The sequence below is a fragment of the Microvirga aerophila genome, assembly GCF_003332305.1.
Classification (GTDB): Bacteria; Pseudomonadota; Alphaproteobacteria; order Rhizobiales; family Beijerinckiaceae; genus Microvirga; species Microvirga aerophila.
In genome coordinates this window covers 42,054-54,359 of record NZ_QOIO01000030.1, presented here as the reverse complement: position 1 = coordinate 54,359, position 12,306 = coordinate 42,054, and the positions used below count along the sequence as shown (strand labels likewise).

General features: G+C 60.5%; 12 protein-coding genes and 4 pseudogenes. 2 read left to right on the top strand and 14 right to left on the bottom strand.

What is annotated here, in order from left to right; all coding sequences use genetic code 11:
* Positions 1-145: 145 nt before the first annotated feature.
* The 4 genes and pseudogenes from DRB19_RS17180 to DRB19_RS31170 form a co-directional block, all read right to left on the bottom strand.
* A complete protein-coding gene (locus tag DRB19_RS17180; RefSeq protein ID WP_162815729.1) occupies positions 146-820 on the bottom strand; it encodes a DUF1028 domain-containing protein in 675 nt (224 codons plus the stop codon).
* A gap of 143 nt (positions 821-963) precedes the next feature.
* Complete coding sequence (locus DRB19_RS31525; RefSeq protein ID WP_114187254.1) at positions 964-1,455, bottom strand: substrate-binding domain-containing protein; 492 nt, start codon at positions 1,453-1,455, stop codon at positions 964-966.
* A complete protein-coding gene (locus DRB19_RS31520; RefSeq protein WP_276330617.1) occupies positions 1,443-1,940 on the bottom strand; it encodes a LacI family DNA-binding transcriptional regulator in 498 nt (165 codons plus the stop codon). Before DRB19_RS31520 ends, DRB19_RS31525 begins: the two co-directional genes overlap by 13 nt.
* 136 nt (positions 1,941-2,076) lie before the next feature.
* A pseudogene (locus DRB19_RS31170) lies at positions 2,077-2,267 on the bottom strand (DUF763 domain-containing protein); the annotation flags it as partial.
* 274 nt (positions 2,268-2,541) lie between these two features.
* On the opposite strand from DRB19_RS31170, the gene DRB19_RS17160 reads away from it, so the two are divergent.
* Entirely contained in the window at positions 2,542-3,495 is a 954-nt protein-coding gene (locus DRB19_RS17160; protein WP_114187269.1) for a tyrosine recombinase, read from the top strand.
* Positions 3,496-3,584: 89 nt separating this feature from the next.
* The gene (locus DRB19_RS31890) at positions 3,585-3,947 is read left to right on the top strand and encodes an amidase family protein (RefSeq protein ID WP_114187251.1); all 363 of its coding nucleotides are present in this window, start codon (positions 3,585-3,587) and stop codon (positions 3,945-3,947) included.
* Positions 3,948-4,214: 267 nt separating this feature from the next.
* On the opposite strand, the pseudogene DRB19_RS17150 reads toward DRB19_RS31890, so the two are convergent.
* The 10 genes and pseudogenes from DRB19_RS17150 to DRB19_RS17100 all read right to left on the bottom strand — a co-directional run.
* Positions 4,215-4,400: pseudogene (locus tag DRB19_RS17150) on the bottom strand (polyhydroxyalkanoate depolymerase); the annotation flags it as partial.
* Positions 4,401-4,453: 53 nt separating this feature from the next.
* The gene (locus DRB19_RS17145) at positions 4,454-5,152 is read right to left on the bottom strand and encodes an IS6 family transposase (RefSeq protein ID WP_114187250.1); all 699 of its coding nucleotides are present in this window, start codon (positions 5,150-5,152) and stop codon (positions 4,454-4,456) included.
* A 30-nt stretch (positions 5,153-5,182) separates the two neighbouring features.
* The gene (locus DRB19_RS17140; RefSeq protein ID WP_147021883.1) at positions 5,183-5,380 is read right to left on the bottom strand and encodes a hypothetical protein; all 198 of its coding nucleotides are present in this window, start codon (positions 5,378-5,380) and stop codon (positions 5,183-5,185) included.
* Positions 5,381-5,882: 502 nt separating this feature from the next.
* On the bottom strand, positions 5,883-6,449 hold the full coding sequence (locus DRB19_RS30600; RefSeq protein WP_245439603.1) for an IS630 family transposase: 567 nt from the start codon (positions 6,447-6,449) through the stop codon (positions 5,883-5,885).
* Between the two features lie 17 nt (positions 6,450-6,466).
* Positions 6,467-6,871, bottom strand: a pseudogene (locus DRB19_RS31165) (winged helix-turn-helix domain-containing protein); the annotation flags it as partial.
* 103 nt (positions 6,872-6,974) lie between these two features.
* A pseudogene (locus DRB19_RS17125) lies at positions 6,975-7,505 on the bottom strand (IS1595 family transposase); the annotation flags it as partial.
* Between the two features lie 272 nt (positions 7,506-7,777).
* On the bottom strand, positions 7,778-8,839 hold the full coding sequence (locus tag DRB19_RS17115) for an ABC transporter ATP-binding protein (protein WP_114187245.1): 1,062 nt from the start codon (positions 8,837-8,839) through the stop codon (positions 7,778-7,780).
* Positions 8,840-8,906: 67 nt separating this feature from the next.
* The gene (locus DRB19_RS17110) at positions 8,907-10,316 is read right to left on the bottom strand and encodes a flavin-containing monooxygenase (RefSeq protein ID WP_147021882.1); all 1,410 of its coding nucleotides are present in this window, start codon (positions 10,314-10,316) and stop codon (positions 8,907-8,909) included.
* Positions 10,313-11,194, bottom strand: a complete 882-nt coding sequence (locus DRB19_RS17105; protein WP_114187243.1) for an NAD(P)-dependent oxidoreductase — start codon at positions 11,192-11,194, stop codon at positions 10,313-10,315. Before DRB19_RS17105 ends, DRB19_RS17110 begins: the two co-directional genes overlap by 4 nt.
* Positions 11,195-11,251: 57 nt before the next feature.
* Positions 11,252-12,298 carry a Gfo/Idh/MocA family protein gene (locus DRB19_RS17100; RefSeq protein WP_114187242.1) on the bottom strand — a complete coding sequence of 349 codons (1,047 nt, stop codon included), beginning with the start codon at positions 12,296-12,298 and terminating at the stop codon, positions 11,252-11,254.
* Positions 12,299-12,306: the final 8 nt, after the last annotated feature.

The following is a 12,306-nucleotide window of genomic DNA, read 5'->3' as shown; positions in this document are numbered from 1 at the left end:
TCCCCCCAACGAGACCCGTATCCCGCCCGAGCTGCCTCTCCTCCCGAGCTTTCAGAGTGGGGGGCTCGAGGCTGGAGCGATCTGCCGATCGGTGCCGCGACCCCTACGCAGGAGGGTAAAGCATCAGGGATGAAAGCGGTTTCGTTCATATCGTCAGTGCCGAATTGATGAGGGGCTTCAATTCAAAGGGGCGGAGCACCTGTGTAACGAAGCGGTCCAGCAACGGCTCATAGCTGCGCCAGAGCCGGCGCAGGGCAACCTGCGGCTCGGGTTCAAAATCCACACGCAGATCAACGAGCGGCCAGGCATGGCGATCGACCACTAGGAGCGCTGCCGCCATCGCTGACTGTGTCTCGCCGCCGGCGGTCACACCAGCGTCCACCGCCGCCAAAAGGCGCTCCGCGAAATGCCCAGATGCACCCTCGTAGGCTGCCACCATGGCATTCGGCACATCGATGCTGGAGAGAAAGTTTCCGACCGAGACGCAAGCATCGCCTTCCGCCGCTCCATTGATTGATTCAATGCCTGGACCGTTATAATAAGCCGTCCGCCCCTCCCGATCGACGGCAGCGAACTGACGCTGCGCCGGGTACTCGCTGCCCACCACGAGGATGTCAACGACCTCGCGAGCCCCGTAGCCTCTCGCCAGCAGATCGAGGCCGAGCGGCCCGCCGCGGATGTCTGTGCGATGCTGGGTTAGAATGGCGCCGGTGCCGGCCCGCGCCCAGGGGCAGCGGTTGCCGACCGCGATGCTGGAACTGGCGACGCCGATGCCAAACATGCCAGTTTCGCGATCGAGGGCGGCAAGGGAAAAGGTCACAGTCCCTCCAAGGGCTACCATGAGTTGTAGCGCTATAATTTATGGTTCTGCAGTGAGGTCAAGCGCGAAAACGCAGCAGCGATCTGCCCAGCAACGATGCAGGGAGAAAAAGAAGAGGACTTGCTTCGACAGCTGGAAGGCGATCAGATGCTTCCCCGCAGAACCATCTCAAAACCCACATCTTGGACTGGTTCCTCAATGGTGCGGCGGTCTGCCTTTGCTAATAAAAGCTTCGCGGCGACAGTCCCGATGGTGTAGCCCCGGGTGCTGATGGTTGTAAGGCCAGGCGGGACCTCAGCGGCGATTTCATAATCACCGTATCCTGTCACGGCCAGCCGTTCCGGCACCGGCCAACCCCTTCGCATACACTCGTACATCGCCCCCACGGCAAAGATGTCAGTGACGCAGAAGATGGCCTGAAGATTGGGTTCGATGCCGAGAAGGTGATCAAGCGCCGCCCGTCCGCCTGAGAAGCCGAGCGATTCCGGGCCAAAAAACAGAAGGTCGGTGCGCAGGCCGGCTGCCTCCAGAACGTCCTGGAAACCACGTTGCCGCTCCCGGAACCGCAGATCCCGCGGTTCGTATCCGGCAAAGCCGATATAGCGATAGCCGCGCCCTATCATTAACTCGCCCATTTGTCGGGCGGCCTGATAATTGGGAAGCCTACCGCCATGTCGATGTAAGGGCCATCGAGATTCCAGGTCTCGACGACCGGCAGTCGCGCCGCCTCGAGCAATGACCTGACATCCCGGCTGTGTCCGGTGCCGGTGAGCACAAGACCATCGACCCGCAATCCGAGAAAGGTCGTGATCGCCTTGACCTCACGCTCCGGCGTATCGGCAGTCGCGAGCAAAAGCTCGTAGCCGTGCTTCTCGAGCTGGTCGGTCATTCCTTGTATCATGCGGGCGAAGTTGGAATTGCGCAGAGACGGCACGATGGCCGCAATGACCCTGCTGCGGCCAGATGCCAGATTCCCCGCGATGAGATTGGGGATATAGCCAAGCTCGGTCGCTGCGGCTAAGACCCGCGCCCTGGTTTCGGGCCGCACTTTTCCTGGTTGCTGGAACGCGTTGGAAACGGTCATCAACGATACGCCCGCTCGGCGCGCGACGTCCGACATTTTGGCTGGCGTGCGATGGTCCATCTGACTGGTTTAGGTTCATGCCGTGCGAGGGGAAACCCAGTCACTATGGGACAGTGCGATCAATGACCCGTCGGATGAGGATCCCGGTATCGAAGATGCGCTCCAGACATTAAACATGAATGCTAAACTCTCCAGAGAGTGAGTAAGGCTGCGCTTGAGGGCGCCAATAACACTGGTTGTGATGCCATACGAATGCCAATCCATTTCGATGACGGCGCGTAGGCAGGTCATGCGATCAGCAGGCCATTCTAGAATATGACCACTGTGTAGCGGCAGATCGGCACTTCCAGTCCTGCGGGCCATTCAGAAGGATCCGTCGGTGCAAACGATAGATGATTAACGCGACATATCGTAAATCGCGATGAGGTTACGGTCGCTATGATACCAAAGCTTAACCCCCATACATAATAACAACTCCTGATTTGGTGTCTCAGCCCAGTCCACATCTCCTCTTTCAGAAATGTGTTCGCGACAGACCGTATAGGTATTCAGACCGGAGCCGATGAGCGGTCTGCGGAGCTTTGACAAGAACTCGGTAACCGGTGCCATGGCAGGTTCCTCCAATCAGGAGGATTTCATGCGTGCCAACCGACGCCTCGCCCAGCTCTGGCTCGATGCGCTTGCAACTGAACTCGGAGCCGCGGCCGGCACCATCGCCACTTACACCGACGACCTCACCTGCTATCTCGGCTGGCTGGAGGATCAGCAACTCGGCTTCGACGAGGTCACCTTGGAGCGGGTGCGGGACTACATCGCGCACCTTGATCAGCGCGGCTATGCCGGATCAACGATCGCCCGCCGCATCACTGTGGTCCGGGGGCTGCACCGCTTCCTGATCGCAGAGGAGCTGGGCTCCCGCGATCCGACCGCCACCATGACCACCATGAAGCGACCCAGGAAGCTGCCCTTCGTGCTGTCAGTCGACGAAACCGAAGCCCTCCTGGAGACCGCCCATGCGCTTGCGGCTGACCCCTCGGTGGGCCTCTACCGCCAGGCCGGCTATGCCCGGCGGGCGGCGCTGTTCGAGACCCTCTATGCTTCGGGCATGCGCATCAGCGAGGCCCTGTCGCTGCCCTCCGATGCTGCCCGTCCCGGCACCCGCATGCTCTTGGTCCGCGGCAAGGGCGACAAGCAGCGGCTCGTGCCCCTCCACAACCGGGCGATTGCGGCGATCGCCCAGTGGCAGAGCCTTGCTGCCGCCTACTCTCGAGGACCGCCCTCCCCCTGGCTGTTTCATTCGGTCCGCAACGGCACGAAAGCACTGACGCGCCAGGCGGCGCTGCTCGAGATCAAGGAAGCGGCCGTGGCCGCGGGACTGTCCAACCCCGACCGGGTCTCGCCGCACGTGCTGCGCCATGCCTTTGCCACCCATATGCATTCAGGTGGTACTGACCTGCGGGTGCTGCAGGAGCTGCTGGGGCACGCCGGCATCGAGACCACCCAGATCTACACCCACCTCGATACCTCCCGCCTCCACCAGATGGTCCGCGACCTCCACCCGCTCAATGAGGAGCTGGAGGAGCGTACCTGACCCTGTTCGTGTATACGGCAGCGTCGGTTCAACTTTGGCGATGTCGCGTTAGATTAGTGCTCTAGAGAGCTGATCCAGGGAGGCGAGTGATGATCCGCGCTTGGGTGATCCAAGCCCAGCGCGTCCAGCGTTGGTTTCATGACTCCATGATGGGAGTGTTCCGCAAGACGGATCTCATTATAGCGCCCGCAACGCCCTGTTCCGCACCACGGATCGGGCAGGCTATGATGGGAGTGCGCGGTGAGCAGGTGCCAATCCGACCTAATCTCGGGCTCTTCACCCAACCTATCTCCTGTGTGGGCGTTCCGGTGGTCTCCGTTCCGATCTTTTCAAACACACTTCCAATCGGCGTCCAGCTGATCGGGCCTCCATGGCGGGAGGATCTTTGCCTTCGTGCCGCTTATGCACTGGAGGCCGCAGGGATCGCTGTCTCCCGCCCGCCAGTGCATTAGCGAGTGCATCGACCCGAACCTGCAGTTGCGTGATTGAGACGTGGTGCCGCAGGATGCTTGGCATTCCTTTTAGGATGCGCCGACGCTTAAACGAGCTGGAGCACCGGATGCAGGCATTTAGAGATTGGTGAGGAACCATCTTACTCTCCGGGTGAGATGGCCCAGCAGGATGTGCCCGATGCCGAGATGGCGCAGGATGTCATTGGTTGCGAACCGACGCTCGTCGTCCCTGACAAGCCGCCGGTCGTAGGGCGGACATGCGCCTTGTCAGTTGTTCGACACTATGAAGTTCCGCACGACCGGATAGACTTGGGTTTCCCACTTCCTGCCCGAGAACACGCCGTAGTGGCCGACGCCGGTCTGCAGGTGGTGGCGTTTCCTGAATGGGGGCAGCTGCGAGCAGAGATCGTGGGCTGCAACCGTCTGGCCCACCGAGCAGATGTCATCGCGCTGGCACTGTTGCAGTAACTTGAAAAGCGCTCAACGAACCCCGTCGAACGGGCCGCTCAGGCAGCAAGTCCGAAGAGCTGATTGACGAGACGGACTTCGCCAGTCGCCTGACGTTTCCGCTGGATGCAATGACCGCGGCGGATCATACGCATGATTTCAAAACCCTTCAGGGTCGCGACGGCGGTTTTCAGCGTCTGAAAGCCGCGCGTCGGACGGATCACGCGCTTGAGCGCGCCATGATCCGCCTCAAGGATGTTATTCAGATATTTCGAGGTGCGGTGTTCGACATCCTTCGACAGCAGCCCTTCGTTTTGCAGGCGCAGGATTGCCCTGGGATACGACGCCAGTCTGTCGGTTGTGATCGAGGATGGCGGATAGGTGCTCATCGCCTTGATGGCCCTACGCAAGAAACGATAAGCGGCGTTGGTATTGCGGCGATTAGACAGCATGGAGGCGATCAACCGACCGTGCTTGTCGACCGCGCGAAACAGGTATTTCCACCTGCCTCCGACACGGACGTAGGTCTCGTCCACCCTCCAGGAGCCTGAGCGAGGTCCCTGGTAGGGCCGGATCCGTTTCTCCATCTCCGGAGCATAGCGCTGAACCCAACGGAAGATCGTGGATGGGTCAACAGCGACACCGCGTTCGGACATCATCTCGGCGAGATCGCGATAGCTGATGCCGTACTTGCAGTACCAGCGCACGCACAGCAGGATGATCTCGACTGGGAAGCGACGGCGCTTGAACAGAGACACGGGAGCGGATCCTTGATGAACCGCTCCTCGCTATACGGCCGAGGTTAATGCAACGGTGCCATCGATCAACCCATAGACTGCGATATCGTATTCGCGGGCGCTGAATCGTTTTTTCCCGACTTCCCAATCCGCAAACAGATCATGACGACTTTCAAGGAACGCGATCAGATCGAGAGGCCAGGAGCGCGAATTGTCGAGATCTATAAGCGCCCTTTGATTGCTGCTCACCGTGTACAATTCCCCTATTAAAGCCAGTGTCACCGTTAACAAGAATGTGCTCACTGAGCGATAGTCAAACCCTTGGACTAAATTTCATTATGAGATTCCTCAGTCATAAGGAAATGCCCGGCTTCCGCTAGATCTCCCATTCGACGGAGAGCCGAAATGCACAGAGTCCCTGCTGCACGCACCGAATATCGTCTATTGATCCTCACGTACGGGTGGAACATAGAGTGGCGTCGATCCTCGTGAGGAGGTGAGGTGATCGTGATGCAGCGGGCATGTCGATTGCTTTAAGGAAACTTCACCAATCCTGATAGGAGGCGGCAGATTTCAGGGGCGGGAATTAGGGAACGTCGAAGTCGCACGGGAAATCACTCTGGGTGGGAGTGCGCGCCACTGACGATCCGGAACAGGTCAAAGTGTAACGTAGAGTGACCTCAATGAATGTCTGCTCATGCCGCTGATGCAGAAATCCCGATAAGATCCGCCTCGAGCCATTTAATGATCTTCACGAATGTCCTGTGACGGAGAGGCCTGCGTGTCGAAAGAAGCCGACGATCATCTTGGGTCGTCGCTGCAGGCGGGCGAACTCAAGACGCACCAGACGGTGCAGGTCGTCGACGGATCCGGGTAGCGCATTCTCCATAGCTCGCTTGACGAACGCATTGCACTGCTCCTCCGGATTGAGTTCGGGCGCATAAGCCGGCAGGTAGGCCACGGCCAAGTCCTGCGCATGGGCCGCGATGAAGGCGGTGGTGAGCTGTGATTGATGGGCGTTGAGCCGATCCCAGACCACCAGCAGCGGCGTGCCGATTTGGCGCCGGAAATACCGCAAGGCCGAGATCACGGTCGGGCTCGTGACGCTGGTGCGGAAGTGGCGGGCATACAGCCGCCCGTCAGGCGTGATCGCCACGAGGCTCGACACCTCGCGCCGCTTACTCACCCGCTGGAGGACCGGGGTGATCCCGCGCCGCGCCCAGGTGGTGCCTGGCCGGGCGCGGAAGCTGTGGCCGGTCTCGTCCCAGAGGAGAAGCGTGCGGCGCTCCCGCTGGGCCTTCTTTTTAAAACAATCCAGTCGCGCTTGGGCCAGACCGCGATCACGAGCTCGTCGCGCTCCTTGGCCCTTGTGGCCGGACGCTGCACGCTGAAACCATGGGCCTTCAGCGGCCGCTCCAGATAGCGCGGATGGTAGTGAACCCCAAACTCGCGCTCGACCAGGACGGCGATACGCTGGAGGGTCCAGCGCTCGGTGGCAAAGCCCGCCCCTATGGCGCCCCGATCCAGGAGCCGGCCCAGACGAGCCCAGGCCTTCTCATCGAGGCGCGGCTCTCGTCCTGTTCGGACGCGGGTGGCCAATCCGCGCCGCCCCTGCTGAGCCAGGGTGGCGGCCCAACGGGAGATACTGGCGCGACTGACGCCCAGCCGCCGGGCGATGTCGGCCTGGGAGAGCCGCCCCTGCCGCAACAGTCTCGCGGCCGCCAGACGGCGCTCCTCCATCTGCTCCGGCGTCAGATGCGCCGGACGCCAAACGTTGTCCTCCATCGCGCACCTCCTCACGATGATCGACATCACCCTATGTTACACCACCTTCGTGAAGATCATTAGGTTGGCCTTTGCGTCCACGCCCTGGTGGAGAATAATCCACCTCCCGCCGCGGCTTACCGCCTAGATAGAGGCCGTCGATTTCAACCACTCCATCGAGGGCCCGCTCGCGTCCGACCATCAGGCGGAGAGCATGACCCATGCGCCAGGCCGTCGGCTGACTGACGCCAAGTGCCTCGGCCAGACGGATGGACGAGATCCCCTTGTCCGACTGCAGCATCAGCCACAGGCCAGAGAGCCAAGTCCGCAAAGGCAGTTTCGTCGCGTGCAAAGGTGTGCGGGTGGTAACGGTGAATTGGAACCGGCAGGTGCCGCTTGAGCATTGGTAGAGCCCAGATCGGGCTCGCTTCCCATTCTCGCGGCCGGTTAGGGCGATGGAGCGGCGATAGCCACAAGCCGGGCAAATCCGTCCCTTGGGCCAGACCATGGCCTGAACTAGACGCCGACAATGAGCTTCATTCTGGAAGGCTTTGACCATGTCTCGCATCGTGGTGATACCCGACAGCACCTCGCGCACAGACACTTCCATTGCGACCTCCCGCTCCCACTGCTGAATTTGCAATCAGAGTCTCACGCAAAGCCTGCGTTTCCAAGGAAAAGCTGCGTTTGGTTGATAATGCCGGCGCTCAACCAGGAACGGATCTTGTGCTGGCCCCTTATTGCTATCTTCCCAGGTTTATGTGACATCACCCAATGCGCTAGAGCGGTTTACATTTCGATGGAATCGAAATCCGCTCGAGCATCGAAGGAAATGCCGCATTTTTTGACGGTGAGCTGGATCCTCCTCACCGGAAAACCGCACTAGAGACGCTGGCCGGTTTGCTTGTCGAACAGGTGGGCAGCATCCCGCCGGGCACGCAACTTGATCCTCTGGCCGGGCGCAAGGTTGTGACGCTCACGGAATATCGCGACCACCGGCTGGCCGGCGACCTTGGCGATCAGCTGCGTCTCTGAACCTGTCGGTTCGACCACCGCCACTTCGGCGTCAAAGCCGTCGTCGCCGAGCTCTAGGTGTTCCGGACGGATGCCGTAGACTGTCGGACGTCCATCGCTCGCCACGGGCGCTGAGATCAGCGGCAGGCTGATGCCGCCGGGTGTCTCGAGAGTCGCAACGCCGTTGGTCTTGACCTTTCCCTCGATGAAGTTCATGGCCGGCGATCCGATGAAGCCCGCTACGAACATGTTGCGCGGCCTGTCATAGAGTTCCAATGGAGCGCCGACTTGCTCGACCACGCCGTCATGCATGACCACGATCTTGTCGGCCATGGTCATGGCCTCGATCTGGTCGTGCGTGACATACACGGTGGTGGTCCTCAGACGCTGGTGCAGCGCCTTGATCTCGGCCCGCATCGATACTCGCAGCTTGGCATCGAGATTCGACAGGGGCTCATCGAACAGGAAGACTTGTGGGTCGCGCACGATGGCGCGGCCCATGGCGACGCGCTGGCGCTGCCCGCCCGAGAGCTGACGCGGATAGCGATCCAGCAGCTTGGCGAGTCCCAGGATCTCGGCAGCTTTGGCGACGCGAGCCTCGATCTCCGCCTTGGGGGCACGCTGCAGCTTCATGGAGAACGCCATGTTGTTGGCGACCGTCATATGTGGGTAGAGCGCATAGTTCTGGAACACCATGGCAATGTCGCGCTCTTTCGGTGCAAGGTCGTTGACCACACGATTGCCGATACGAATCTCGCCCGAGCTGATGCCTTCCAGGCCCGCGATCATGCGAAGCAGAGTTGATTTTCCGCAGCCGGAAGGGCCGACCAGGATAACGAATTCGCCATCGCTGATGGAGATTGAGACGCCGTGCAGAATCTCGACAGCGCCGAATGCTTTGCGAACGTTACGAATTTCGACGGAGGCCATGTTTATTCCTCTATGCGCAGCAGTCGCTGAGTCTTGGGTGATGGTTGGTTCGGGACAGCGAGCGCAATCACGACCGGACGCGAGCTGCGCGCTTCATCAGCTCACGGCGGGATTTACGCAACTCAGGCAGGTAGATCATATGCGGCTCCTCGATCGTGTGCCGTGCCGAAGCGTAGTAGTGCTTGGCAATGAAAGCGTGCTTGGCCGCTATGTCCTGGCGCATCTCGTCGGGGCTCGGCAACACGGCCTGCCCGGTCTCCAGCGGAATGAGCCAGCGCATCTGGTGTTCGAAGGCGTTAGGCAGCGACGTTGTCGTGTTCAGAAAGCCGACCATGTAAAGGCCACGCCAATCGGGCGGCACGATACGCTTGTAGAGCTCGATCTTGTTGTCCGCCGTGGGCACGATGTCTTGAGACAGGAAGGGAATTTCGTACCGATATCCCGTGCCACCGATAAGGGTATCGAACTCCTCACGCGTGCCGTCCACGAACTCGATGGTCCGGTCATCAACCCGCTTGATGCCCTGCTTCACATTTATACGCCGGTAGGCGATGTGCTGCACCAGGACCGCGTTGCTGAGCGCGTGGGCGCGATGGGACAGCGGCTTGAAGCCGAGATCTGTCATACGGCCGTGGAACAGCCTGATGAAGAAGTTGATGATCCACCGCCGCAACCGATCCGGGAACCACTCACGGTCGAACAGTATCGTGAAATCGGTGAAAGGACGCCCAAAGATCAGCTTCGGCGCGATCTGCACACCCGAGCGTGCCACCAGCACCGTCCGATCCGCCGTCATGCAGATGTCGCTGGCAATGTCGCAAGCACTGTTGCCAGCGCCCACAATGCAGACCCGCTTGCCGACAAAAGGCTTCGGTTGGCGGTAATAATGCGTGTGCAGGTAATCGCCGCCGAACTCGGCCTTCAACTTGGGGTCGTCGAGGGGGACCGACAGGTGCCCGCTCGCCACGATGACGTGATCAAAGGTGAACGTTTCTCCCGCCTGCGTCCTCAACTTCCATTCGGGCTGCTTGCTGGTATAGCGGTCGGTTGGCTCGAGCGCGACCACCCGGGATTCAAACCGAATGCGCCGGACAAGATCGAAGTGTTCCGCGTAGGACACAAGGTATTCGTGCATGTCCTTGTGGCTTGGGAACAACTGGACGTCGGGGCGGAATGGAAAATCGTGGAAGTGCGTTATGTTCTTGGCGGAATTAATGTGTAACGTCTGATACGCCGACGACATGCCGTTGTCGTTCTCGTAGCACCAGATGCCACCGATCTGCGTGCCGATCTCGAAGATCGTCACGTCGTCGAATCCGGCCTCGATGAGGTACTTCGCTGCACACAGCCCGGCAACACCCGCCCCTATGACGGCATAGCGGCGTTTGCGCAGCTCTGGGGAAAGTTGGGGCTTCGGGGCGCTTTTTGATTTCATAACCGGAGCTTTTCTTTCGAAGACAGAACCGTTGAAGGTCAATGCGCCCGCAACCGGCGCTCGAGGGCGGCAAGGATCTCTTCACGGTCGCCTGGCTTGTCGTCCGGCCAGTCAATCCCAGCGAGATGCTTGCCGCCCCAAGCGATGCGTTCACCGATGGCGAGGGCGAGGATGGGGTCGATATCCACGTCGGAGAGCGTATCGGCGACCTCCTTCATCTCGGCGCCCATGCGCGTGCCATGCAGCGCGATACGGCCAAGATAGTAGGTCGAGGTTTTGTCCCAATCGATACCGGGGAACGAGGTGCCGATCGAGTCCAGGATTCGGTCCACGATGTTGTAACGGTGGGCGGCGATCAGGCATTCCAGCAGCAGGGCGGAGATGCCCTTTGCCATGATGCTGCGCAGCATTTTGCTGGCTGACGCCTGTCCGATCGTCTCGCCGACCGCCTCGGTGTTCATGCCGATGCCGTTCAGCCTGCCTGCCAGGCTGGTAGCCTTCGGGCCCGCAAGAAGGATGGGTGTCTTGTGCCCGTCGGCGCCGACTCGGGCCATGACGGCGCCTTCCACAAAATCCGCACCGCTGTTCGCGATCTTCTGGGAGATGGCCTGCTTGGTGCGAGGTGAAACCGAGTTGAGATCCACGAAGGCCTGACCAGGTGAAAGCACGTCGGCGACATCCGTTCCAACCTTTAGGGCAACGTTGGCCACCACGGTGGAGAGAATGACGTCGGCACCGGCCACCGCGTCTACCAGGCGGTCCTGGGTGAGGACGCCGTCATCCTGGGCTTGCTGAAGCAGCTTAGCCCGGTCAGCTCCTTGGAAGCGCAAGTCGTAGGCGGTGACCTGGCTCGCGCTCGGCGCCAGTCCACGTGATATGCTCTGGCCGGCCTCCCCAAAGCCGATGATTGCGATCTTCATGAATTTTCTTCCTTCTGCAGGATTTCTATATCGGCGCGTGATTAAGGACGGACGCCGTCAAGATTGGAACTCGCACAAGCCGTTCGCATAGATGCCCTCGACCAGCCGCAGCGTCTCAAGGTTATCCTCGGCGTTGGTCTCGAACTCCTTCCCGTCAGCCAGACGATCTACGAAGTGGGCGATAGCGTCGCGATAGGACGAGCGATACGCCTCATCGAGATCGAACGTGATTTCCCTTGAGTGCGGCCCCAGCAGACGCAGCAGGCCATCTTTGAAAACGATGGTGCCGGCGGTGCCGAAGATTTGGAAGTGATCCGGTGAGCGCGTCGGCAGGCCAACGGCCGTCATGGTCGCCTGCATGACGATGGCGGCCTGGGCGTCGCTTTGCGTACGCATCAGGACCGCAGCGGAATCATCGCCCCTGATCCCGGCGGTTGACTTCCCAAGCCACGCACCCAGGAGCTCGAGCGGGCCGAACAGGTAGCGTAGCGCGTCGACGTGATGGATCAGGATTTCCATCATTAGCATGCGGGGGACGTCGGCGAAGAAGGGCTGCCGCAAGACGGCAGGCAACTTGCCCTCGGCATCTGGGACGAAACCGGAATTCAGCAGGTTGAACTGGCACTGGGTAACCTGGCCGACCAGGCCCTGATCGATCCAGGCCCGCATCTGGCGGATGTATGGCCGAAAACGCCAATTCTCATGGATCATGAGACGCGTGCGGCCGCGGATTTCTTCCAGGACCGCCTCGGCCTCGGCAAGGTTTGGTGCGAAAGGTTTTTGACACAGGACGGGGATGCCTCGGACGGCCGCTGCCCGCACTGCCGCCGCATGAGTTTCCCGTGGGGTGGCGACATCGAGCACATCGATCTCGCCGCTATCCAGCATCTCCTCGAGCGACCCGAAACAGCGCGGCACATTGAATTGCGCCGCTCGGGCGGCCGCCTTCTCCTTCACAGGATCGGCCAGACACATCACCTTGGCCCGGCCGGCCAAATTGCTCCAGGCACGCAGGTGATGCTCGCTTACCCAGCCGCAGCCCGCCATTCCGACGCGCAGAACTTTTTCGGCCGTCCGGCTTTGCTCTTTCTGTGGAATGGTCATGTGACGTA

Bases quoted from the DNA above. Each gene is read 5' to 3' on its own strand.
- DRB19_RS31525 (WP_114187254.1), bottom strand. From the start codon at position 1,455: ATGGGCGAGTTAATGATAGGGCGCGGCTATCGCTATATCGGCTTTGCC.
- DRB19_RS31520 (WP_276330617.1), bottom strand. From the start codon at position 1,940: ATGTCGGACGTCGCGCGCCGAGCGGGCGTATCGTTGATGACCGTTTCC.
- DRB19_RS17160 (WP_114187269.1), top strand. From the start codon at position 2,542: ATGCGTGCCAACCGACGCCTCGCCCAGCTCTGGCTCGATGCGCTTGCA.
- DRB19_RS31890 (WP_114187251.1), top strand. From the start codon at position 3,585: ATGATCCGCGCTTGGGTGATCCAAGCCCAGCGCGTCCAGCGTTGGTTT.
- DRB19_RS17115 (WP_114187245.1), bottom strand. From the start codon at position 8,839: ATGGCCTCCGTCGAAATTCGTAACGTTCGCAAAGCATTCGGCGCTGTC.
- DRB19_RS17105 (WP_114187243.1), bottom strand. From the start codon at position 11,194: ATGAAGATCGCAATCATCGGCTTTGGGGAGGCCGGCCAGAGCATATCA.
- DRB19_RS17100 (WP_114187242.1), bottom strand. From the start codon at position 12,298: ATGACCATTCCACAGAAAGAGCAAAGCCGGACGGCCGAAAAAGTTCTG.